19 protein-coding genes are annotated in these 21,445 nt (G+C 60.0%); 15 read left to right on the forward strand and 4 right to left on the reverse strand.

What is annotated here, in order from left to right:
• The first annotated feature begins 257 nt into the window (after positions 1 to 257).
• A complete protein-coding gene (locus TRP66_RS19625; protein ID WP_333406113.1) occupies positions 258 to 1,025 on the forward strand; it encodes an FCD domain-containing protein in 768 nt (255 codons plus the stop codon).
• 418 nt (positions 1,026 to 1,443) lie between these two features.
• Here the strand turns inward: TRP66_RS19625 and smpB are convergent, their stop codons facing one another.
• A complete protein-coding gene (smpB, locus tag TRP66_RS19630; protein WP_333406115.1) occupies positions 1,444 to 1,926 on the reverse strand; it encodes an SsrA-binding protein SmpB in 483 nt (160 codons plus the stop codon).
• Between the two features lie 113 nt (positions 1,927 to 2,039).
• Between smpB and TRP66_RS19635 the strand changes: the two genes are divergently transcribed.
• From TRP66_RS19635 to TRP66_RS19645, 3 genes are read left to right on the forward strand one after another with little or no spacing between them, the layout of a single operon-like run.
• Entirely contained in the window at positions 2,040 to 3,443 is a 1,404-nt protein-coding gene (locus TRP66_RS19635; protein ID WP_333406117.1) for a sodium-dependent transporter, read from the forward strand.
• 7 nt (positions 3,444 to 3,450) lie between these two features.
• Positions 3,451 to 3,885, forward strand: coding sequence for a type II toxin-antitoxin system RatA family toxin (locus tag TRP66_RS19640; protein WP_333406119.1), 435 nt, complete (start codon positions 3,451 to 3,453; stop codon positions 3,883 to 3,885).
• A complete protein-coding gene (locus TRP66_RS19645) occupies positions 3,878 to 4,186 on the forward strand; it encodes an RnfH family protein (RefSeq protein ID WP_333406121.1) in 309 nt (102 codons plus the stop codon). Before TRP66_RS19640 ends, TRP66_RS19645 begins: the two co-directional genes overlap by 8 nt.
• Before the next feature lie 52 nt (positions 4,187 to 4,238).
• Here TRP66_RS19645 and TRP66_RS19650 read toward each other — a convergent pair whose 3' ends face one another.
• Positions 4,239 to 4,754, reverse strand: a complete 516-nt coding sequence (locus TRP66_RS19650; protein WP_333406123.1) for an outer membrane protein assembly factor BamE — start codon at positions 4,752 to 4,754, stop codon at positions 4,239 to 4,241.
• 98 nt (positions 4,755 to 4,852) lie between these two features.
• On the opposite strand from TRP66_RS19650, the gene fur reads away from it, so the two are divergent.
• Positions 4,853 to 5,260, forward strand: a complete 408-nt coding sequence (fur, locus tag TRP66_RS19655; RefSeq protein WP_333406125.1) for a ferric iron uptake transcriptional regulator — start codon at positions 4,853 to 4,855, stop codon at positions 5,258 to 5,260.
• Between the two features lie 51 nt (positions 5,261 to 5,311).
• Here fur and recN read toward each other — a convergent pair whose 3' ends face one another.
• A complete protein-coding gene (gene recN / locus TRP66_RS19660; RefSeq protein ID WP_333406127.1) occupies positions 5,312 to 6,985 on the reverse strand; it encodes a DNA repair protein RecN in 1,674 nt (557 codons plus the stop codon).
• Between the two features lie 268 nt (positions 6,986 to 7,253).
• Between recN and grpE the strand changes: the two genes are divergently transcribed.
• From grpE to greA, 7 genes are all read left to right on the forward strand, one after another.
• Positions 7,254 to 7,817 carry a nucleotide exchange factor GrpE gene (grpE, locus tag TRP66_RS19665; protein ID WP_333406129.1) on the forward strand — a complete coding sequence of 188 codons (564 nt, stop codon included), beginning with the start codon at positions 7,254 to 7,256 and terminating at the stop codon, positions 7,815 to 7,817.
• A gap of 65 nt (positions 7,818 to 7,882) precedes the next feature.
• On the forward strand, positions 7,883 to 9,835 hold the full coding sequence (gene dnaK / locus TRP66_RS19670; protein WP_333406131.1) for a molecular chaperone DnaK: 1,953 nt from the start codon (positions 7,883 to 7,885) through the stop codon (positions 9,833 to 9,835).
• 322 nt (positions 9,836 to 10,157) lie between these two features.
• Positions 10,158 to 11,297, forward strand: coding sequence for a molecular chaperone DnaJ (dnaJ, locus tag TRP66_RS19675; protein ID WP_333406133.1), 1,140 nt, complete (start codon positions 10,158 to 10,160; stop codon positions 11,295 to 11,297).
• 21 nt (positions 11,298 to 11,318) lie between these two features.
• Positions 11,319 to 12,122 carry a 4-hydroxy-tetrahydrodipicolinate reductase gene (dapB, locus tag TRP66_RS19680; protein ID WP_333406135.1) on the forward strand — a complete coding sequence of 268 codons (804 nt, stop codon included), beginning with the start codon at positions 11,319 to 11,321 and terminating at the stop codon, positions 12,120 to 12,122.
• A gap of 222 nt (positions 12,123 to 12,344) precedes the next feature.
• A complete protein-coding gene (carA, locus tag TRP66_RS19685) occupies positions 12,345 to 13,481 on the forward strand; it encodes a glutamine-hydrolyzing carbamoyl-phosphate synthase small subunit (protein ID WP_333406137.1) in 1,137 nt (378 codons plus the stop codon).
• A gap of 139 nt (positions 13,482 to 13,620) precedes the next feature.
• Positions 13,621 to 16,842 carry a carbamoyl-phosphate synthase large subunit gene (carB, locus tag TRP66_RS19690; RefSeq protein ID WP_333406140.1) on the forward strand — a complete coding sequence of 1,074 codons (3,222 nt, stop codon included), beginning with the start codon at positions 13,621 to 13,623 and terminating at the stop codon, positions 16,840 to 16,842.
• Positions 16,839 to 17,315: a transcription elongation factor GreA gene (gene greA, locus TRP66_RS19695; RefSeq protein WP_333406142.1), complete on the forward strand. Its 477-nt coding sequence runs from the start codon at positions 16,839 to 16,841 to the stop codon at positions 17,313 to 17,315. Before carB ends, greA begins: the two co-directional genes overlap by 4 nt.
• A gap of 100 nt (positions 17,316 to 17,415) precedes the next feature.
• Here the strand turns inward: greA and TRP66_RS19700 are convergent, their stop codons facing one another.
• Positions 17,416 to 17,727, reverse strand: a complete 312-nt coding sequence (locus TRP66_RS19700) for a YhbY family RNA-binding protein (RefSeq protein WP_333406144.1) — start codon at positions 17,725 to 17,727, stop codon at positions 17,416 to 17,418.
• 106 nt (positions 17,728 to 17,833) lie between these two features.
• Here TRP66_RS19700 and rlmE point away from each other — a divergent pair, with 106 nt between their 5' ends.
• The 3 genes from rlmE to folP all read left to right on the forward strand — a co-directional run bounded on the left by rlmE (position 17,834) and on the right by folP (position 21,443).
• Positions 17,834 to 18,484, forward strand: coding sequence for a 23S rRNA (uridine(2552)-2'-O)-methyltransferase RlmE (gene rlmE / locus TRP66_RS19705; protein WP_333406146.1), 651 nt, complete (start codon positions 17,834 to 17,836; stop codon positions 18,482 to 18,484).
• A 191-nt stretch (positions 18,485 to 18,675) separates the two neighbouring features.
• The gene (gene ftsH / locus TRP66_RS19710; RefSeq protein WP_333406148.1) at positions 18,676 to 20,583 is read left to right on the forward strand and encodes an ATP-dependent zinc metalloprotease FtsH; all 1,908 of its coding nucleotides are present in this window, start codon (positions 18,676 to 18,678) and stop codon (positions 20,581 to 20,583) included.
• An 8-nt stretch (positions 20,584 to 20,591) separates the two neighbouring features.
• Positions 20,592 to 21,443, forward strand: coding sequence for a dihydropteroate synthase (gene folP, locus TRP66_RS19715; protein ID WP_333406150.1), 852 nt, complete (start codon positions 20,592 to 20,594; stop codon positions 21,441 to 21,443).
• Positions 21,444 to 21,445 lie beyond the last annotated feature (2 nt).

A 21,445-nucleotide genomic window follows, 5' to 3' on the forward strand; every position in this document is an offset into this window, starting at 1 on the left:
AACGGTCTTGCAGCGTGGGCGGAAGACGGTCGCCGACGCTGGCATTGGCTAATTGGTAATACCAATTTACAATGTCTGTCGGCTAGGTTAGAGGCCCTGCCGACAGTGTGTCAATTTGTCGAGCCGCGACTTTCGTCGGGCGTGCGTTGAACGGGTGTGTCCGGGAGGGGTTTTGCCTTCGGATCGGACCTGCGCGATTCGCCGCAATGCGCCGGAATACGCGGCCTGCAACAGGTCAGGGCGGTGGAGTGTGAGCAATGGGTTTTGATCAGGTTCGTCAGCGCCGTTTGTCTGACGATATCGTCGAACAGCTGGAACGCATGATTCTGGAGGGCACGCTCAAGTCTGGCGGTCGCTTGCCTGCCGAGCGGGCGCTTGCCGAGCAGTTCGGTGTGTCGCGCCCGTCGCTGCGTGAGGCAATCCAGAAGTTGACCGCGAAGGGGCTGCTGGTCAGTCGGCAGGGCGGTGGCAATTATGTGGTGGAAAACATCGGCTCGACCTTCAGCGATCCGCTGTTGCATCTGCTGGAGAGCAGTCCGGATTCCCAGCGCGACCTGCTTGAGTTTCGTCACACCCTGGAGGCGTCATGCGCATATTACGCGGCGGTTCGGGCGACCGAGGCGGATCGTCGACGGTTGCGGGCAGCCTTCGAAACCCTGCAGGACTGTTACGACCGGGCCGACGAAGTGAGCCGTGCGGAAGAGGGCGCGGCGGATGCCGGGTTTCATCTGGCGATTGCCGAGGCCAGTCACAACGCCGTGTTGTTGCATACGATTCGTGGGCTGTTCGACCTGCTCAAGCGTGCCGTGGTGATCAATATCGGCGGCATGTACCGACAGCGCACGGAGACGCGCGACATGTTGATCCAGCAGCATCGAGAGTTGTACCTGGCCATTATCGAAGGGCGAGGAGAAGACGCACGGGAAATATCCAGCCGCCATATCAATTATGTGCAGGAGGTGCTGGAAGAGGTGCGGCAGCAGGATCAAAGGGCGGCGAGGGCGGAGCGGCGTAATCAGATGTAGCGGTTATGGCCGGTAAGACGAATCGCCAGCAAGCTGGCTCCCACGGGGTTTTGGCGTACACGGACCTTGTGGGAGCGAGCTTGCTCTGGGCGGCATTCCGACGATCTGCCGCAACGCGGCAGCAGAACCGGACCACGCGGAGTGTCAGGCAAACCACGTCATCGTTCTTCGCCAGCAAGCTGGCTCCCACGGGTTGTGCCGTCGTAGGAGCCAGCTTGCTGGCGATAGGGACAATGCAAATCGCCTGACACATCGCGTTGCCCGCGTCGCGAGCTTCGCTCCCTACCACAGATATTCCGTTGGGATTGAGTTGCGGGGATGGCCGGTAAGACGGATCGCCAGCAAGCTGGCTCCTACGAACACGCGGCCCGTAGGAGCCAGCTTGCTGGCGATTCGTTGCTGGCGATAGGGACTAGAATCAGTCTTCCTTGCCCTTGGTCCGCACGGCGCGCTGGAGCTCGCGGTCCGAATCGCGTTCGCGTTCGGTGTGGCGCTTGTCGTATTCCTTTTTGCCTTTGCCCAGAGCAATTTCGCACTTGATCAAGTGCTGCTTCCAGTACAGGGAAAGGGCAACGCAGGCGTAGCCTTTCTGTTGAACCGAGGACGTGAGCCTTTCGAGCTCGCGCTGGTTGAGCAGGAGTTTGCGGGTGCGTGTCGGGTCAGCGATGACGTGTGTGCTGGCCGTCTTGAGTGGCGTGATATGACTGCCCATCAGCCATGCCTCGCCATCCTTGAGCAGCACATAACTGTCAACCAGCTGCACCTTGTTGGCACGCAGGCTTTTTACTTCCCATCCGGCCAGGACCAGACCGGCCTCGAACTTGTGTTCGATGAAGTAATCGTGACGCGCCTTCTTGTTCTGCGCGATGGTCCCTGTGGGGTGCTTTTTGAGTTTGGCCATAGGGGGCGCATTATAGGCAGTTGCCTCATTGTCGGCTACGGAAAACCGTGCGCTTGAGCACGATGAGTGAATCCCGGACAATGCGCGCTCTTTTTTTGGCAGGCGTTCCTACAATGTCGACGGACAAAGTCTCGGTCCACGGTGGCTGGGCAAGTCGCTGGGTATTCATTCTGGCGGCCACCGGCTCGGCCGTTGGCCTGGGCAGTATCTGGAAGTTTCCCTACATGGTCGGCGTGTACGGCGGCGGTGCCTTCGTGCTGGTATTCCTGGCCTGTATCGCGCTGATCGGTATCCCGGTGATGATCGCCGAGACCCTGATCGGCCGCCGCTCCCGGTTGAGTCCCGCCAACGCCTTGAGCTCACTGGCGGTCGAGGCCGGGCATTCGCCGCGCTGGTCGTGGGGCGCCTTCGCCGGGATGATCACCGCGCTACTGATTCTTTCTTTCTATAGTGTTGTCGGCGGCTGGTCGCTGGACTACATCATCGACATGGGCCGCGGCGATTTCCAGGGCGTGTCGGCGGATCAGGTAGGCGCATACTTCGGCGGCGTGATCGCCAACCCGTGGCGCCTGACGCTCTGGCACACCATCTTTATGCTGCTGTCGGCCGTCGTGATCGCCAAGGGTGTAGAGGCCGGCCTCGAGCGCAGCTTGCGAATCATGATGCCGTTACTGTTCCTGCTCATGGTTATTCTGCTGGGCTACAGCCTGACCACCGGGCATTTCATGGAAGGCGTGCATTTCATGTTCGACTTCAGCACCGACAAGCTGCTCGAAGGACTGCTGCCCGCCATGGGTCATGCGTTCTTCTCGCTCAGCGTCGGCGTCGGCTCGATCATGATCTACGGCGCGTACATGACCAAGGGCTCGTCGATCAGCACCACCGTGGTCGGTATCGCACTGCTCGATACCTTCGTGTCGCTGCTGGCCGGGCTGGCATTGTTTCCGATCGTGTTCGCGGCCGGCCTGAACCCCAGCGAAGGGCCGGGCCTGATGTTCGTCACGCTGCCGTTCGCGTTCGGCAACGTAGCGTTCGGCCAGTTGATGGGCGTAGTGTTCTTCGTGCTGGTCGCAGTGGCGGCGTGGAGCTCGGCCATTTCGCTGCTCGAACCCATGGTCGCCTATCTGGTCGAGAAGACCGGTATACGCCGCGCCTGGGTGACGTTCTGGCTCGCGTTTACCTGCTGGTTCGTCGGTCTGGGCACTGTGTTCTCGTTCAATATCTGGCAAAAGGCCAAGTTTTTCGTGAACGATGCAGCCGGATTCCACCTCTATCAATGGGGCGCGGCAAATGGCCTCGACTTCTTCGGAGTCGTAGATTTCTTCACCTCGCGCATCATGTTGCCGCTGGGTGGACTGTGTTTTGTGGTATTCGCCGGTTGGGTGATGGGGCGTGAAGCGGTGCGAGACGAGTTGTCCATTCGCAGCCCGCTGCTCTTCAATCTGACGTTCTTCTTGATGCGCTATGTGGCGCCGTTCGGCATTCTTGTGGTGTTTGCCGCTCAGCTTTGGAAATAACGCTCAAATGACTACGCATATTCAACGCTCGGCACTTTTGCCTTACCCGGCCCGGTTTCTCTATGACCTGGTCAACGATGTGGCCCGCTATCCGGAGTTTCTGCCGTGGTGCTCGTCGGCGACCGTGCTGGAAGCCAACGAAACGCATATGCGGGCGGGTCTGGAAATCGCCAAGGGCGGTCTTAGCCAGAAGTTCGTGACCAGCAATGCGCTGGTGCCGGGCGAGTCCATCATCATGGACCTGGTGGAGGGGCCGTTCGAACAGCTTCACGGCGTCTGGACGTTCAAGCCGCTAGGCGAAAAGGCCTGCAAGATCAGCCTGGACCTGTCCTTCGATTACGCCGGTCAGCTGGTTCGCGCGACCTTGGGACCGCTGTTCAATCAGGCGGCCAATACCCTGGTCGACGCTTTCTGCCAGCGCGCCAAGGAACTGCATGTCTGACGCGGTCGTCCGGATTGAAATCGCCTACGCGGCAGTCGAGCGGCAGGCGCTGCTCGCATTGGAGGTTCCCGCCGGCACTACTGTTCGGCAGGCTCTGACGCTGAGCGATATTGGCACTCGGTTTCCGGAGCTGGATCTGGCTCAATGCCCGGTCGGTATTTTTGGAAAGGCTGTGCGCGATCCGGAAACGCGGGTGGTAGAGGCGGGCGAGCGGATCGAAATCTATCGACCGTTGCTGGCCGACCCCAAGGAAGCCAGGCGTCTGCGGGCAGCCAAGGCTCGGTCGAATCGAGCAGGCTGAACGTTTTGCAATAAAAAAGCCCGGCATGCCGGGCTTTTTGTTGCAGCGCTGATTACTGCGGATCGACTTCCAGGGGTTCCTGAGTCGGGACAGGAGTGGTTTCCACGCTGTCGACGTCCTTCTGGATGCGTTCCAGCAGGGAGCCTGGTTTTGCGGGTTCTTCAGGCTGCTGCTGAGTGTCGGCCGGAGTAGTGGTGTCCGAACCGCGACCCAGGATCGCTTCGTCTCGGCTCACGCCGGGCATGAAGTCGCCGGACAGGCTGACGAGCTGGTCGCTTTCGTTGAAGATCAGGCTGACGCGTTCCTGCTGGCGCTCGCCGCCACCCGGCTGCAGGCTGTACAGGTAGTCCCACCGATTGGTGTGGAAAGTGTCGGTGAGCAGTGGGTTGCCCATGATAAACCGTACTTGCCGCCGGGTCATTCCAGGGCGCAACTGGTCTATCATGTCTTGTGTGACGACATTTCCCTGCTGGATGTCGATTTTGTAAACCCCGGGGAATGAACAACCGGCGAGTGCGAGCAGTCCCACGAAGGTGAAACTGGTTAGCAAGAGCTTGGTGTTTTGCATCGGTGGGCGACTTCCACTATCTTGGCTGGGACAACATAAGCCCCGATCATACCTGCATTAAGAGAAGCTGCGAAGCAGCGTCTGCGAGAAAGCTGACCATGGTTGAAAATAGCGAACTACGTAAAGCAGGACTCAAAGTGACCCTTCCAAGGGTCAAGATTCTTCAAATGCTCGATTCTGCCGAGCAGCGCCACATGAGTGCCGAAGACGTTTACAAGGCACTGATGGAGGCTAGCGAAGATGTCGGCCTGGCTACGGTCTACCGCGTTCTGACCCAGTTTGAAGCCGCCGGATTGGTGGTACGCCACAACTTCGACGGTGGCCATGCTGTGTTCGAACTGGCTGATGGCGGCCACCACGATCACATGGTCAATGTTGAGACCGGCGACGTCATCGAGTTCTTTGACGAAGAGATCGAAACGCTGCAAAAGGCTATCGTTGAAAGACACGGTTTTGACCTGGTGGATCACAACCTGGTGCTCTACGTCCGCAACAAGAAGGCGTGAGCAGAAACGACAAAGGCGACCCGAGAGGTCGCCTTTGTGCATTTATAGCCATCAATTTTTGGCAGTGACGACCATCTTCTTCGCGTGGGCAATCGATTCCTTGGTCAGGTCGATGCCGCCCAGCATCCGCGCCACTTCCTCCACGCGCTCGGTCTTGCCCAGTTTCGACACTGCGGTGCGGGTAGCGTCGCTGCCCCGGACCTTGTGGGCGAACAGATGCTGGTGGCCCTGAGCTGCGACCTGCGGCAGGTGAGTCACCGTCATCACCTGGCCACGCTCGCCGAGGCGACGCAGCAACTGGCCGACGATTTCCGCGGTCGGACCGCCGATACCTACGTCCACTTCGTCGAAGACCAGTGTCGGAACGCGAGAGGTCTGCGCGGTGATGACCTGAATCGCCAGACTGATCCGTGACAATTCGCCACCGGATGCGACCTTCGCCAATCCCTTCAGCGGCTGGCCCGGGTTCGCGCTGACCAGCAGCTCGACCTGCTCCAGACCGTGGGGTGCCAGATCGGTGCCGGTATTGGGCTTGAGTTCGATGGTGAAACGCCCGCCGGGCATGCCCAGGCGATGAATCTCCTGCTCGACGGCCTTCGCCAGCTCGATGGACGAGGTCTGGCGCAGCTCGCTCAGCTCCCGTGCCTTCTCCTGATAATGCCGTGCATAAGCGTTAACCTCATGTTCGAGGCGCTCGATGGACTCGTCATTGGCGTTGAGCGTTTCGATCTCGTCCAGGATCTTCTGTTGCAGGGTGGCGACTTCGGTTGGCTGGATCCGGTGTTTGCGCGCCAGGGTATAGATGGTGTCCAGACGCTCTTCCAGTTGCTGCAGGCGCGCCGGGTCGGCATCGAAATGATCCAGGAAGCGGTTCAGTTCGCCGACGGCTTCTTCTACCTGAATCTGGGCGCTGGCCAGAAGGTTGGTTGCCTCGCTGAGCGCGGTCGGCGAGTTGTTCAGGCTGCCGAGGCGGTTCAGGCTGGCGGTCAGCGCGTTGAGTACGTTGCCCGAATCGCTTTCGCTGCACTGTTCGACGACCTGACGGCAGATGCCCAGCAGGGTCTCCGCGTTGGTCAGGGTCTTGTGCTCCTGCTCCAGCTGTTCGAGTTCGTTTTCGCCCAGGCTCAGGCTTTCCAGTTCTTCAAGCTGGTAGCTGAGCAGTTGATGGCGCGCGCGTTGCTCATCGCCGGAATTGGAAAGCCGCTCCAGCTCCTGGCGGGTCTGGCGCCAGCGCTGGGCCGCCAGCTGTACTTGCCGGGCCAGTTCGGTCGCGCCGGCGTATTCATCCAGCAGGCGACGATGGGTATCGGTTTTCAGCAGCGACTGATGCTCGTGCTGGCTATGGATATCGATGAGCAGTTCGCCAATCGCCTTGAGGTCACCCTGGGGGCAGGGCGTACCGTTTATATAGGCACGGGAGCGACCTTCGGCGGTGATGACGCGGCGCAGAATGCACGGGCCGTCCTTGTCGAGGTCGCGCTCCTTGAGCCAGGTCTGCGCTTCGGGGATGTCCGTCAGGTCGAAAGTCGCCAGGATGTCTGCCTTGTCCGCGCCGGGGCGTACCACGCCGCTGTCCGCGCGATCGCCCAGGGTCAGGCCGAGCGCATCGAGCATGATCGACTTGCCGGCACCGGTCTCGCCGGTGATCACGGTCATGCCTCGGTCCAGTTCCAGATCGAGGTGTTCGACGATGGCGTAGTTGTGTACGGAAAGGTGCACCAGCATGAGCGGCTCCCGGGCGAATGGTCTGGTTATTTATACAGTGTTTCGTTCGCTTCTGACAATGCCCTCGCTTAGCTCGATTCGATTGGATCTGACTCATTTTTAGCACCGCATCGGCGAATACGTGGCGTCTGGTCCGGTTGGCGCCGCAACAAAATGTGTAGGAATGCGCGAATCGACGAATCCGACCCTTGAAGCTCCGAAATCCGGTCCCATATAGGGGGGCAGAAGCGCGAGTTGGGTTCGCGGACGTTTTTAGAGGAGAGGATTTATGGCTGACGAACAGAATCTGGATGCGCAGACCCAGGACCAGGCTGCCGAAGCGGCGACTGGCGAAGATCTGGCTGCTCGTGTGCAAGCGCTCGAAGAGCAGCTGGCCGCAAGCCAGGATCAGTCCCTGCGGGTTGCCGCGGATTTGCAGAACGTCCGCCGCCGCGCAGAACAGGATGTCGAGAAGGCCCACAAATTCGCATTGGAAAAGTTTGCCGGCGATCTGCTGCCGATCATCGACAGTCTGGAGCGCGGTCTGGAGCTGTCCAGCCCGGATGATGAAAGCATTCGCCCGATGCGTGAAGGCATCGAGCTGACGTTGAAGATGTTCCAGGACACGCTCAAGCGTTATCAGCTTGAAGCGATCGATCCGCATGGTCAGCCGTTCAGTGCCGAACAGCACCAGGCGATGGCGATGCAGGAAAGCAAGGATGTCGAGCCCAACACAGTGCTCAAGGTGTTCCAGAAGGGCTACCAGCTCAACGGTCGTCTGCTGCGCCCGGCCATGGTCGTGGTCAGCAAGGCACCGTCGCCTGCAACGCCATCAATTGACGAGCAGGCTTGAAATCAGCTGAGGCGGCCCCATTTAAAGGCCAAGCGTTTAAGAGCTACCGCAATTTGTAAACGCAGTTGCGGCAACCAAATCAAAGTTTCGGGAGATTCAAGATGGGCAGAATTATCGGTATCGACCTGGGGACCACCAACTCCTGCGTCTCCATTCTGGAAAACGGCAACGTCAAAGTGCTGGAGAATGCCGAAGGCGCTCGCACTACCCCTTCGATCATTGCCTATGCCAATGACGGCGAAACCCTGGTAGGTCAGTCGGCCAAGCGTCAGGCTGTTACCAACCCGCACAACACCCTGTACGCGGTGAAGCGTCTGATCGGTCGTCGTTTCGAAGAAGACGTCGTGCAGAAAGACATTCAGATGGTCCCTTACAAGATCGTCAAGGCTGACAATGGCGACGCATGGGTCGAAGTCAACGGCCAGAAAATGGCCCCGCCTCAGATTTCCGCTGAAATCCTGAAGAAGATGAAGAAGACCGCCGAAGACTACCTCGGCGAGTCCGTCACCGAAGCGGTCATTACCGTTCCGGCCTACTTCAACGACAGCCAGCGTCAGGCGACCAAGGACGCCGGTCGTATCGCCGGTCTGGACGTCAAGCGCATCATCAACGAACCGACCGCGGCCGCTCTGGCTTACGGTATGGACAAGGCCAAGGGCGACCACACTGTCATCGTCTACGACCTGGGTGGCGGTACCTTCGACGTCTCGGTCATCGAGATCGCTGAAGTCGATGGCGAGCACCAGTTCGAAGTACTGGCGACCAACGGCGACACCTTCCTGGGTGGTGAGGACTTCGACATTCGTCTGATCGACTACCTCGTCGACGAATTCAAGAAAGAAAGCGGCATGAACCTCAAGGGTGACCCGCTGGCGATGCAGCGTCTGAAAGAAGCCGCTGAGAAAGCCAAGATCGAGCTGTCCTCGAGCATGCAGACCGACGTGAACCTGCCGTACATCACCGCAGATGCCACCGGTCCGAAGCACCTGAACGTGAAGATCTCCCGTTCCAAGCTGGAATCGCTGGTCGAAGACCTGGTTCAGCGCACCATCGAGCCTTGCCGCATTGCACTGAAAGACGCCGGTATCGAAATCAGTTCGATCAACGACGTGATCCTGGTCGGTGGTCAGACCCGTATGCCGCTGGTTCAGAAGCTGGTCACCGAGTTCTTCGGCAAGGAAGCTCGCAAGGACGTCAACCCTGACGAAGCCGTTGCCATGGGTGCTGCGATCCAGGGCGCCGTTCTGGCTGGTGACGTGAAGGACGTTCTGCTGCTGGACGTCAGCCCGCTGACCCTGGGTATCGAAACCATGGGTGGCGTGATGACCGCGCTGATCGAGAAGAACACCACGATTCCTACCAAGAAATCCCAGGTGTTCTCGACTGCCGACGACAACCAGAGCGCTGTGACCATTCACGTGCTGCAGGGCGAGCGCAAGCAAGCCGGTCAGAACAAGTCCCTGGGCAAGTTCGACCTGGCCGAGATTCCACCAGCTCCACGTGGCGTTCCACAGATCGAAGTGACCTTCGACATCGACGCCAACGGCATCCTGCACGTAGGTGCGAAGGACAAGGCCACCGGCAAGCAGCAGTCCATCGTGATCAAGGCCAACTCCGGTCTGTCCGAGGAAGAAATCCAGCAGATGGTTCGCGATGCTGAAGTCAACGCGGAAGAAGATCGCAAGTTCGAAGAGCTGGCCACCGCCCGTAACCAGGGCGATGCGCTGGTCCACTCGACTCGCAAGATGATCGCTGACGCGGGCGACAAGGTCACCGCCGAAGAGAAAGCCGCTGTCGAAGCTGCTGTGGTCGCGCTGGAAGCAGCCGTCAAGGGCGACGACAAGGCCGCCATCGAAGCCAAGGTCGAGGAGCTGTCGAAGGTTTCCGCGCCGATCGCTCAGAAGATGTACGCCGAGCAGGCCGAAAACCCTGAAGCCGCCGCCAAGCCGGCTGAAGGTTCGACCAAGGCTGACGACGTCGTCGACGCCGAGTTCGAAGAAGTGAAAGAAAACAAGTAAGCGCAGGCTTGCCTGTTGGCCGGTTGACCTCTTTCGAGCGGTGGCTGGTAGGATGTCGCCGCGCGGGAGCTTGCTCCCGCGTTGGCGTGTCTGGAATACCCAAAATTTCGGCGTGCGGGTATGGCCCGCAAGCCCTGTGGCAAGGTCGTCATGCTCCTGCGCGACGACCCGTTCTGCCGCTTTCTCGGTCAGGCAGCTGGCCCTTGAACAAAGTCCAGGATCGTTGAAATGACGTGAGTTGGGTCCGGGCCTGTATGGGGCTCAACGAGTTCGGCACGCTCAGGAGGGCAGCGCCGGACATCCTCAAGAGTGCGGAAGAATTATGGCAAAGCGTGACTATTACGAAGTGTTGGGGGTGGAACGCGGCTCCAGCGAAGCGGAGCTAAAGAAGGCTTATCGTCGCCTGGCGATGAAGCATCACCCAGACCGTAACCCTGATGACAAGGCTTCGGAAGAGCTGTTCAAGGAAGCCAACGAGGCCTACGAAGTTCTGTCCGACGCCAGCAAGCGCGCTGCGTACGATCAATACGGCCATGCCGGTGTCGACCCAAGCATGGGTGGCGGTGGTTTCGGCGGCGGTGCCGGCGGCGCGAACTTCTCCGATATCTTCGGCGATGTGTTCAGCGACTTCTTTGGCGGCGGTCGTGGCGGTGCCGGTGGCGGCCGTGGCGGCGCCCAGCGCGGCAGCGACTTGCGCTACACCCTGGAGCTGAACCTCGAAGAAGCGGTTCGCGGCACCACGGTCAACATCCGCGTTCCGACGCTGGTCAATTGCAAGCCCTGCGACGGTACCGGCGCCAAGAAAGGTTCGTCACCTGTCACCTGTACGACTTGCGGCGGCATTGGTCAGGTGCGCATGCAGCAAGGCTTCTTCTCGGTGCAGCAGACCTGCCCGCGTTGCCATGGCCAGGGCAAGATCATCTCCGACCCGTGCGATTCGTGCCACGGCGAAGGTCGTGTCGAAGAGTACAAGACCCTGTCGGTCAAGGTGCCGCCAGGGGTGGACACCGGCGACCGTATCCGCCTGTCCGGCGAAGGCGAGGCGGGTGTGCAAGGCGGCCCGACCGGCGACCTGTACGTGGTGATCAACGTGCGCGAGCACGCGATCTTCCAGCGTGACGGCAAGCATCTGTACTGCGAAGTTCCGATCAGCTTCACCGATGCAGCCCTGGGCGGTGAGCTTGAAGTACCGACCCTCGACGGTCGTGTGAAGCTCAAGATTCCGGAAGGTACCCAGACCGGCAAGCAGTTCCGTCTGCGCGGCAAGGGCGTCGCGCCTGTGCGTGGCGGCGGTCCCGGCGATTTGATGTGCCGGGTTGCGGTCGAGACGCCGGTCAATCTGAGCAAGCGTCAGCGTGAACTGCTCGAAGAATTCCGCACGTCGCTCGAAAGTGACGAGTCGCATTCCCCCAAAGCCAGTGGCTGGTTCGAGGGTGTGAAGCGTTTCTTCGGTGATTTGTAAGATTCTTTTGGGGAGCAGGGCATGCGACGTATAGCTGTAGTGGGCGCCGCCGGGCGTATGGGCAAAACCTTGATCGAAGCGGTTCAGCAGGCGCCGGGCGCCGGGCTGACCGCGGCGATCGATCGGCCTGACAGCACGCTGGTGGGTGCCGATGCGGGTGAACTGGCGGCGCTGGGTCGTATCGGCGTGCCGCTGTCGGGTGATCTGGCTCGCGTGGCTGAAGAATTCGACGTGCTGATCGACTTCACTCATCCGTCGGTAACGCTGAAAAACCTCGCGTTCTGCCGCAAGGCGGGCAAGGCGATGATCATCGGCACTACCGGTTTCAGCGCAGAAGAAAAGCAGCGGCTGGCCGATGCGGCCAAGGACATTCCGATCGTCTTCGCAGCGAACTTCAGCGTAGGTGTCAACCTGTGCCTCAAGTTGCTGGACACTGCATCGCGCGTGCTGGGTGATGACGTTGACATCGAAATCATCGAAGCCCACCACCGTCACAAGGTCGATGCGCCGTCCGGCACGGCGCTGCGCATGGGTGAAGTGGTCGCCAACGCGTTGGGTCGCAATCTGGACGAGGTGGCCGTGTACGGCCGCGAAGGCCAGACCGGCGCACGTGATCGTCAGACCATCGGTTTCGCCACTGTTCGCGCCGGCGATGTAGTGGGCGATCACACAGTGCTGTTCGCCGCGGACGGTGAGCGCGTGGAGATCACTCACAAGGCGTCCAGTCGCATGACTTTTGCCAAGGGTGCGGTTCGCGCCGCCCTGTGGATCGAAGGCAAGGCGCCAGGACTTTACGACATGCAAGACGTGCTGGAGCTGCGCTGAACAGGGGTTTCGGTCGCCATTGCTCTGAAGGTTGTCGCATTTGACGGTCTTTGAGGCTCATGGGTGGTAGACCGAAACGCAGCGTTTCTGTAAGCTACAGCTTTAGTGTGTCCACTAAAAGCGCGCAGATGAATCTATAAGAAAGCGGAGTGACGTATCTACGTCATTCCGCTTTTTTGCAACCTGCGATCGCCCTTTCAGGCTTTATTACGGGAGGTCTTCTTGACTAAGCCAGCCATACTCGCCCTTGCTGATGGCAGCATTTTTCGCGGCGAAGCCATTGGAGCCGACGGTCAGACCGTTGGTGAGGTGGTGTTCAACACCGCAATGACCGGCTATCAGGAAATTCTTACCGATCCTTCCTATGCCCAACAGATCGTTACCCTAACCTATCCGCACATTGGCAACACCGGTACGACCCCTGAAGACTCCGAGTCCAACCAGGTGTGGTCCGCTGGCCTGGTCATTCGTGACCTGCCACTGGTCGCGAGCAACTGGCGTAACAAGCAGCCCCTCGACGAATACCTGAAAGCCAACAACGTCGTCGCCATCGCCGGCATCGACACCCGTCGCCTGACCCGCATCCTGCGTGAGAAAGGCGCACAGAACGGCTGCATCATGGCCGGCGACAACATCTCCGAAGAAGCGGCTCTGGCCGCCGCGCGCGGATTCCCTGGCCTCAAGGGCATGGACCTCGCCAAGGTGGTGAGCACCAAGGACAGCTACGAGTGGCGCTCCGGCGTCTGGGGTCTGAAGACCGACAGCCATCCTGAAATCGCTGCCGCCGAGCTGCCTTACCATGTCGTGGCCTACGACTACGGCGTCAAGGTCAACATCCTGCGCATGCTGGTCGACCGTGGCTGCCGCGTGACCGTGGTTCCGGCGCAGACGCCAGCCAGCGAAGTGCTGGCCAAGAACCCGGATGGCGTGTTCCTGTCCAACGGCCCTGGCGATCCGGAGCCTTGCGACTACGCCATCACCGCGATTCAGGAAGTCCTGAAAACCGAGACCCCGGTGTTTGGTATCTGCCTGGGCCACCAGCTGCTGGCGCTGGCCGCCGGCGCCAAGACCGTGAAGATGGGTCATGGACACCACGGTGCCAACCATCCCGTGCAGGACATGGACAGCGGCGTGGTCATGATCACCAGCCAGAACCACGGTTTTGCGGTGGATGAGGCGACTCTGCCGGGCAACGTGCGTCCGATCCACAAGTCGCTGTTCGATGGCACCCTGCAGGGTATCGAGTTGACCGACAAGGACGCGTTCAGCTTCCAGGGTCACCCTGAAGCAAGCCCGGGTCCTAACGACGTGGCACCTCTGTTCGACCGCTTCATCGATGCCATGGCCAAGCGCCGCTGATCGCGCGCCTTGAAAATGTAGTAAGCAGGCGCGCCGCGGGTGGCCCCGGATCATGCGGATCCGGCGCTCGCCACCCCGGCGGCCTCAAAGTAATGTTCAAGACGGCTTGCCGCTTGACCTGCGGATTTGAGTGACCACCATGCCAAAACGTACAGACATAAAAAGCATCCTGATTCTCGGTGCCGGCCCGATCGTGATCGGCCAGGCCTGCGAATTCGACTACTCCGGCGCCCAGGCCTGCAAGGCGCTGCGCGAAGAGGGTTATCGCGTCATCCTGGTCAACTCCAACCCGGCGACCATCATGACCGACCCGGCGATGGCCGACGCGACCTACATCGAGCCGATCAAATGGCAGACCGTTGCCAAGATCATTGAGAAAGAGCGTCCGGATGCGCTGCTGCCGACCATGGGTGGCCAGACCGCGCTGAACTGCGCGCTGGATCTGGAGCGCGAAGGCGTTCTGGAGAAGTTCGGCGTCGAAATGATCGGTGCCAACGCCGACACCATCGACAAGGCCGAAGACCGCTCGCGCTTTGACACAGCCATGAAGGCCATCGGCCTGGAATGCCCGCGTTCCGGCATCGCCCACAGCATGGAAGAAGCCAACGCCGTTCTTGAGCGTCTGGGCTTCCCGTGCATCATTCGTCCTTCGTTCACGATGGGCGGCACCGGCGGCGGTATCGCCTACAATCGTGAAGAGTTCGAAGAAATCTGCGCCCGCGGTCTGGACCTGTCTCCGACCAAGGAACTGCTGATCGACGAATCGCTGATCGGCTGGAAAGAGTACGAAATGGAAGTTGTCCGCGACAAAAAGGACAACTGCATCATCGTCTGCTCCATCGAAAACTTCGACCCGATGGGCGTGCACACCGGTGACTCCATCACCGTAGCGCCGGCCCAGACCCTGACCGACAAGGAATACCAGATCCTGCGTAACGCCTCCCTGGCGGTACTGCGCGAGATCGGCGTCGAGACCGGCGGTTCCAACGTTCAGTTCGGTATCTGCCCGGACACCGGCCGCATGGTCGTGATCGAGATGAACCCGCGTGTATCGCGTTCTTCGGCACTGGCCTCCAAGGCCACCGGCTTCCCGATCGCCAAGGTCGCGGCCAAGCTGGCCGTTGGTTACACCCTGGATGAGCTGTCCAACGACATCACCGGCGGCAAGACCCCGGCGTCGTTTGAGCCGTCCATCGACTACGTGGTCACCAAGCTGCCACGTTTCGCCTTCGAGAAGTTCTCCAAGGCCGATGCCCGTCTGACCACTCAGATGAAATCGGTGGGCGAGGTGATGGCCATCGGTCGTACCTTCCAGGAGTCGCTGCAGAAAGCACTGCGCGGTCTGGAAGTCGGCGTCAGCGGTCTCGATCCAAAGCTGGATCTGAGCCACCCCGAGAGCATGAGCACCCTCAAGCGCGAGCTGACCGTGCCGGGCGCCGAGCGCATCTGGTACGTCGCCGACGCTTTCCGTGCCGGCATGACCGTCGAAGACATCTTCGGCATGAACATGATCGACCCATGGTTCCTGGTCCAGATCGAAGACCTGATCAAGGAAGAAGAGAAAGTCAAGACTCTGGGTCTGTCGGCGATCGACCGTAACCTGATGTTCCGCCTCAAGCGCAAGGGCTTCTCCGACGCGCGTCTCGCCAAGCTGCTGGGCGTGACCGAAAAGAACCTGCGTACCCATCGCCAGAAGCTGGACATCTTCCCGGTCTATAAGCGGGTCGACACCTGCGCGGCCGAGTTCGCAACCGACACCGCTTACCTGTACTCCACCTACGAGGAAGAGTGCGAAGCCAATCCGTCGAACCGCGACAAGATCATGATCCTGGGCGGCGGTCCGAACCGTATCGGCCAGGGCATCGAGTTCGACTACTGCTGCGTGCACGCAGCCCTGGCGTTGCGTGACGATGGCTATGAAACCATCATGGTCAACTGCAACCCGGAAACCGTGTCGACCGACTACGACACCTCCGACCGCCTGTACTTCGAGCCGGTCACGCTGGAAGACGTACTGGAAATCGTCCGCGTCGAGAAGCCTAAGGGCGTGATCGTCCAGTACGGCGGCCAGACCCCTCTGAAACTGGCTCGCGCTCTGGAAGCCGCTGGTGTACCGATCATCGGCACCAGCCCCGACGCCATCGACCGTGCCGAAGACCGCGAGCGCTTCCAGCAGATGGTCGAGCGCCTGAACCTGCGTCAGCCGCCGAACGCTACTGTTCGCAGCGAAGACGAAGCCATTCGTGCCGCCGCGAAGATCGGTTATCCGCTGGTGGTGCGTCCGTCCTACGTACTGGGCGGTCGCGCGATGGAAATCGTCTACCAGGAAGAAGAACTCAAGCGCTACCTGCGCGAAGCGGTTCAGGTCTCCAACGACAGCCCGGTGCTGCTCGACCACTTCCTCAACTGCGCCATCGAGATGGACGTGGATGCGGTATGCGACGGCACCGACGTGGTGATCGGCGCGATCATGCAGCACATCGAGCAGGCCGGCGTTCACTCCGGTGACTCCGCATGTTCGCTGCCGCCGTACTCGCTGCCTGCCCATCTTCAGGATGAAATGCGCGAGCAGGTCAAGAAGATGGCGCTGGAACTGGGCGTCGTCGGCCTGATGAACGTTCAGCTGGCTCTGCAGGGCGAAGATATCTACGTCATCGAGGTCAACCCGCGCGCATCCCGGACCGTACCGTTCGTGTCCAAGTGCATCGGCGTTTCCCTGGCGATGATCGCCGCGCGCGTCATGGCGGGCAAAACCCTTAAGGAACTGGGTTTCACCAAGGAAATCATTCCGAACTTCTACAGCGTCAAGGAAGCGGTGTTCCCGTTCGCCAAGTTCCCTGGCGTCGACCCGATTCTTGGCCCTGAAATGAAGTCCACCGGTGAAGTGATGGGCGTGGGCGACACCTTCGGCGAAGCCTTCGCCAAGGCGCAGATGGGCGCGAGCGAAGTGCTGCCGACCGGCGGCACCGCTTTTATCAGTGTGCGTGACGATGACAAGCCTCTGGTGGCCGGCGTCGCTCGCGACCTGATCGGCCTGGGCTTCGAAATCGTGGCGACCGCCGGTACTGCCAAGCTGATCGAGGCGGCGGGCCTGAAAGTGCGTCGCGTGAACAAGGTGACCGAGGGTCGTCCGCACGTGGTCGACATGATCAAGAATGACGAAGTCACCCTGATCATCAACACCACCGAAGGTCGCCAGTCGATCGCCGATTCCTATTCCATCCGTCGCAATGCCCTGCAGCACAAGATTTACTGCACCACTACCATTGCGGCAGGCGAAGCCATCTGCGAGGCGCTCAAGTTCGGTCCGGAAAAGACTGTGCGTCGCTTGCAGGATCTCCATGCAGGATTGAAGGCATGAATAAATACCCAATGACCGTCCAGGGCGCTCGCGCCCTGGAAGAAGAACTGACGCATCTGACCAAGGTGGTTCGTCCCAAGCTGAGCCAAGACATCGGTACGGCGCGCGAGCTGGGCGACCTCAAGGAAAACGCTGAATACCATGCCGCCCGCGAACAGCAGGGCATGGTCGAGGCGCGGATTCGCGACATCGAAGGCCGTCTGCAGAATGCGGTGGTCATCGATGTCACGACCATTCCTCACACCGGCAAGGTGATCTTTGGCACGACGGTGGAGATCGCCAACGTCGAGACCGACGAATCGGTGAGCTATCAGATCGTGGGTGAGGACGAGGCGGACATCAAGCAGGGCAAGATTTCGGTAGGCTCGCCTATCGCGCGTGCCCTGATTGCCAAGGAAGAAGGCGATGTCGTAGCGGTGCAGACCCCTGGCGGGCTGATCGAATATGAGATCGTCGAGGTTCGTCACGTCTGACGAAGGCGCCCGGTTGATCCGGGCGCATCATCAGGCTGTCCGCTCTCGTTGCGAGAAGCGGTCAGCCTGACCTGCCGCAACGATGCGGCGCTGTCAGGTTTTACCCGTGTGCGCGGTGCACGTTGGACAGTTGCTTGTTGACTTTCGGGTTCTTGCGATAGATCAGCGCCATCTTGCCAATGATCTGTACCAGATCGGCCGAACCGGCCTTGCACAGTTCGTCGATGGCCTGAATGCGGCTCTCGCGATCCAGAATGTTGAGCTTGATCTTGATCAGCTCATGATCGCTCAATGCGCGTTCAAGCTCTGCGAGCACACCTTCAGTCAAACCATTGTCTGCCACGATCAATACCGGTTTCAGGTGGTGGCCAATGGATTTGTATTGTTTCTTCTGCTCTTGAGTGAGCGGCATAATCTGACCCCTGCGTCTGATCTTGTAAAAAAAAGCGGCGGCCAGTTTACCCGAGCGAGTCCGGGACCGCCCAGTTAATCGCGACTCGTTTATTTTGAGGTGCCCCGTGGCCCGTTCCAAATCCAGCCATAACTGGCTCAAAGAACACTTCGACGACAAATACGTCAAAATGGCGCAGAAGGACGGTTACCGTTCTCGCGCCAGCTACAAGCTCCTGGAGATCCAGGACAAGGACAAGATCATTCGTCCCGGCATGACCGTGATCGACCTCGGCGCGGCCCCAGGCGGCTGGTCGCAGGTGACCAGTCGTCTGATCGGTGGTCAAGGAAGGCTGATCGCCTCCGACATCCTTGAAATGGACAGCATCCCTGATGTGACCTTCATTCAGGGGGACTTCACCGAAGACCAGGTGCTGGCCAATATTCTTGAAGCGGTGGGCAATACACAGGTTGACCTTGTGATTTCCGATATGGCCCCCAATATGAGTGGATTGAGCGCTGTGGATATGCCACGGGCTATGTTCCTCTGCGAATTGGCGCTCGATCTGGCAGGGCGTGTGCTCCGTCCGGGTGGCGACTTCCTGATCAAGGTGTTTCAGGGCGAAGGCTTCGACGTGTACCACAAGGAGATTCGCAAGCTGTTCGACAAGGTGCAGATGCGCAAGCCACTGTCGTCCCGCGACCGCTCCCGCGAGCAGTATCTGCTGGCGCGCGGCTTCAAGGGGATCGACGGAGCAGCCAGCGCCGAGCGTCTTTGAGCCTGTCGATAGCTTTAATTAAATGGCTTTGCACATGAAGCGATACGAAGATCATGCAGTCAAAGTTTCACAAAGGGTTACAGACGGCGCATGCCACACCTGTGGGTTCTGTAGTAAGTTAGGCCGGTGATTATCATGCGAGGCACGCTTGCTGCGTGGAGCTTGCTTCAGAGGGTAGCTAATTGAACGATATGGCAAAGAATTTGATCCTGTGGTTGATCATCGCGGCTGTCCTCGTGACGGTGATGAACAACTTCTCCAGCCCGAACGAGCCGCAGACCCTCAACTACTCCGACTTCATCCAGCAGGTGAAGGACGGCAAGGTAGAGAAGGTGTCCGTGGACGGCTACGTCATCACGGGCAAACGCAGCGACGGCGATACGTTCAAGACTATCCGCCCGGCCATCCAGGATAACGGCCTGATCGGCGACCTCGTCGACAACAACGTTATCGTCGAAGGCAAGCAGCCCGAGCAGCAAAGCATCTGGACTCAGTTGCTGGTAGCGAGCTTCCCGATCCTGGTGATCATCGCTGTCTTCATGTTCTTCATGCGCCAGATGCAGGGCGGTGCCGGCGGCAAGGGCGGCCCGATGAGCTTCGGCAAGAGCAAGGCGCGCCTGCTGTCGGAAGATCAGGTCAAGACGACCCTGGCTGACGTGGCAGGTTGTGACGAAGCCAAGGAAGAAGTCGGCGAGCTCGTCGAATTCCTCCGTGATCCGGGCAAGTTCCAGCGTCTGGGCGGTCGCATTCCTCGTGGCGTGCTGATGGTCGGTCCTCCGGGTACCGGTAAGACCCTCATCGCGAAGGCCATCGCCGGCGAAGCCAAGGTGCCGTTCTTCACCATTTCCGGTTCTGACTTCGTGGAAATGTTCGTGGGCGTGGGCGCAAGCCGCGTGCGCGACATGTTCGAACAGGCCAAGAAGCACGCGCCGTGCATCATCTTCATCGACGAAATCGACGCCGTCGGTCGCCATCGTGGCGCCGGCATGGGCGGCGGTCACGACGAGCGCGAGCAGACTCTCAACCAGTTGCTGGTAGAGATGGACGGTTTCGAAATGAATGACGGCATCATCGTGATCGCCGCGACCAACCGTCCTGACGTGCTTGACCCTGCGTTGCTGCGTCCTGGTCGTTTCGACCGTCAGGTGGTCGTGGGTCTGCCAGACATTCGTGGTCGCGAGCAGATTCTCAAGGTGCACATGCGCAAGGTGCCGATGGGCGATGACGTGAACGCCGCGGTCATCGCGCGCGGTACGCCGGGCTTCTCCGGTGCCGATCTCGCCAACCTGGTGAACGAAGCCTCGTTGTTTGCGGCTCGCTCCGGCAAGCGCCTGGTCGAAATGAAAGAGTTCGAACTGGCGAAAGACAAGATCATGATGGGCGCCGAGCGCAAATCCATGGTCATGTCCGAGAAGGAAAAGCAGAACACTGCGTACCACGAGGCGGGTCACGCCATCGTCGGTCGTCTGGTTCCCGAGCATGATCCGGTCTACAAGGTCTCGATCATTCCGCGCGGACGTGCGCTCGGCGTGACCATGTTCCTGCCTGAAGAAGACCGCTACAGCCTGTCCAAGCGTGCGCTGGTCAGCCAGATCTGTTCGTTATACGGCGGCCGGATTGCCGAGGAAATGACCCTTGGTTTCGACGGCGTTACCACGGGTGCGTCGAACGACATCATGCGCGCCAGCCAGATCGCCCGAAACATGGTCACCAAGTGGGGCCTGTCGGAAAAGCTGGGTCCGCTGATGTATTCGGAAGACGAAGATTCCGGCTACCTGGGACGCGGTGGTAGCCAGAACTCCAACGTTTCTGGAGAAACGGCCAAGCTGATCGACTCCGAAGTACGCAGCATCATCGATCACTGCTACGGGACGGCCAAGCAGCTGCTGACCGACAACCGTGACAAGCTTGATGCCATGGCCGAAGCGCTGATGAAGTACGAAACCATCGATGCCGATCAGATCGACGACATCATGGCCGGTCGCACTCCGCGCGAGCCTCGTGACTGGGAAGGCGGTTCGGGCACCAGCAGTGGTACGCCGATTACGCCCAACCCACGTCCGGAAGCTCCTATCGGCGGTCCTGCCGCTGAACACTAAGGTCTGACATGACTTCTGCGCTGTACCCGACCCGGTTGCCTTGCGGCAACCGGGTTCTTGATTTGGCCCGTACGCACGTTATGGGCATCCTTAACGCCACTCCCGACTCCTTCTCCGATGGCGGTCGCTATCGCCAGCTCGATGCCGCCTTGCGTCATGCCGAGGCGATGGTCGAGGCCGGCGCTACGCTGATCGATGTAGGCGGCGAGTCCACTCGTCCAGGCGCGGCTGCCGTGTCGGTGGCGGAAGAACTCGAGCGTGTGGCGCCAGTGGTCGAAATCATCGCCCGCGAGCTGGACGTCATCATTTCGGTAGATACCTCCACTCCGCAGGTCATGCTGGAAACGGCGCGGCTCGGAGCCGGGCTGATCAACGATGTACGATCACTGCGTCGTGAGCGTGCGCTGGAGGCCGCAGCCCAGACCGGACTGCCGGTATGCCTGATGCACATGCTGGGCGAGCCGGGCACGATGCAGAACGATCCGTACTACGATGATCTGGTGGGTGAAGTCAGTACGTTTCTTGCCCAGCAGATGGTGCGATGCGAAGCGGCCGGGATTTCCAATGACCGGATCATTCTCGATCCGGGTTTTGGCTTTGCCAAGACGCTGGCGCATAATCTGAGCCTGTTCAGGCAGATGCCGGCGCTTATGGCGCTCGGGCGGCCCTTGCTGGTCGGAGTGTCGCGCAAGAGCATGATCGGCAATGTCCTGAATCGACCGGTCGGCGAAAGGCTTCATGGCGGGCTGGCGCTGGCGGCCCTGGCAATGACCAAGGGCGCAAGAATTCTACGTGTGCACGATGTCGCCGAAACGGCTGACGTGGTGCGCATGATTGAGGCCGTCGAAACGGCCGAATAACA

Origin of the sequence: Pseudomonas sp. JDS28PS106, assembly GCF_036706555.1 — a bacterium.
Taxonomy (GTDB): domain Bacteria; phylum Pseudomonadota; class Gammaproteobacteria; order Pseudomonadales; family Pseudomonadaceae; genus Aquipseudomonas.

Bases quoted from the DNA above. Each gene is read 5' to 3' on its own strand.
- TRP66_RS19645 (WP_333406121.1), top strand. From the start codon at position 3,878: ATGTCTGACGCGGTCGTCCGGATTGAAATCGCCTACGCGGCAGTCGAG.
- fur (WP_333406125.1), top strand. From the start codon at position 4,853: ATGGTTGAAAATAGCGAACTACGTAAAGCAGGACTCAAAGTGACCCTT.
- grpE (WP_333406129.1), top strand. From the start codon at position 7,254: ATGGCTGACGAACAGAATCTGGATGCGCAGACCCAGGACCAGGCTGCC.
- recN (WP_333406127.1), bottom strand. From the start codon at position 6,985: ATGCTGGTGCACCTTTCCGTACACAACTACGCCATCGTCGAACACCTC.
- smpB (WP_333406115.1), bottom strand. From the start codon at position 1,926: ATGGCCAAACTCAAAAAGCACCCCACAGGGACCATCGCGCAGAACAAG.
- ftsH (WP_333406148.1), top strand. From the start codon at position 18,676: ATGGCAAAGAATTTGATCCTGTGGTTGATCATCGCGGCTGTCCTCGTG.
- TRP66_RS19635 (WP_333406117.1), top strand. From the start codon at position 2,040: ATGTCGACGGACAAAGTCTCGGTCCACGGTGGCTGGGCAAGTCGCTGG.
- dnaJ (WP_333406133.1), top strand. From the start codon at position 10,158: ATGGCAAAGCGTGACTATTACGAAGTGTTGGGGGTGGAACGCGGCTCC.
- carB (WP_333406140.1), top strand. From the start codon at position 13,621: ATGCCAAAACGTACAGACATAAAAAGCATCCTGATTCTCGGTGCCGGC.
- greA (WP_333406142.1), top strand. From the start codon at position 16,839: ATGAATAAATACCCAATGACCGTCCAGGGCGCTCGCGCCCTGGAAGAA.
- TRP66_RS19625 (WP_333406113.1), top strand. From the start codon at position 258: ATGGGTTTTGATCAGGTTCGTCAGCGCCGTTTGTCTGACGATATCGTC.
- folP (WP_333406150.1), top strand. From the start codon at position 20,592: ATGACTTCTGCGCTGTACCCGACCCGGTTGCCTTGCGGCAACCGGGTT.
- TRP66_RS19650 (WP_333406123.1), bottom strand. From the start codon at position 4,754: ATGCAAAACACCAAGCTCTTGCTAACCAGTTTCACCTTCGTGGGACTG.
- TRP66_RS19700 (WP_333406144.1), bottom strand. From the start codon at position 17,727: ATGCCGCTCACTCAAGAGCAGAAGAAACAATACAAATCCATTGGCCAC.
- TRP66_RS19640 (WP_333406119.1), top strand. From the start codon at position 3,451: ATGACTACGCATATTCAACGCTCGGCACTTTTGCCTTACCCGGCCCGG.
- dapB (WP_333406135.1), top strand. From the start codon at position 11,319: ATGCGACGTATAGCTGTAGTGGGCGCCGCCGGGCGTATGGGCAAAACC.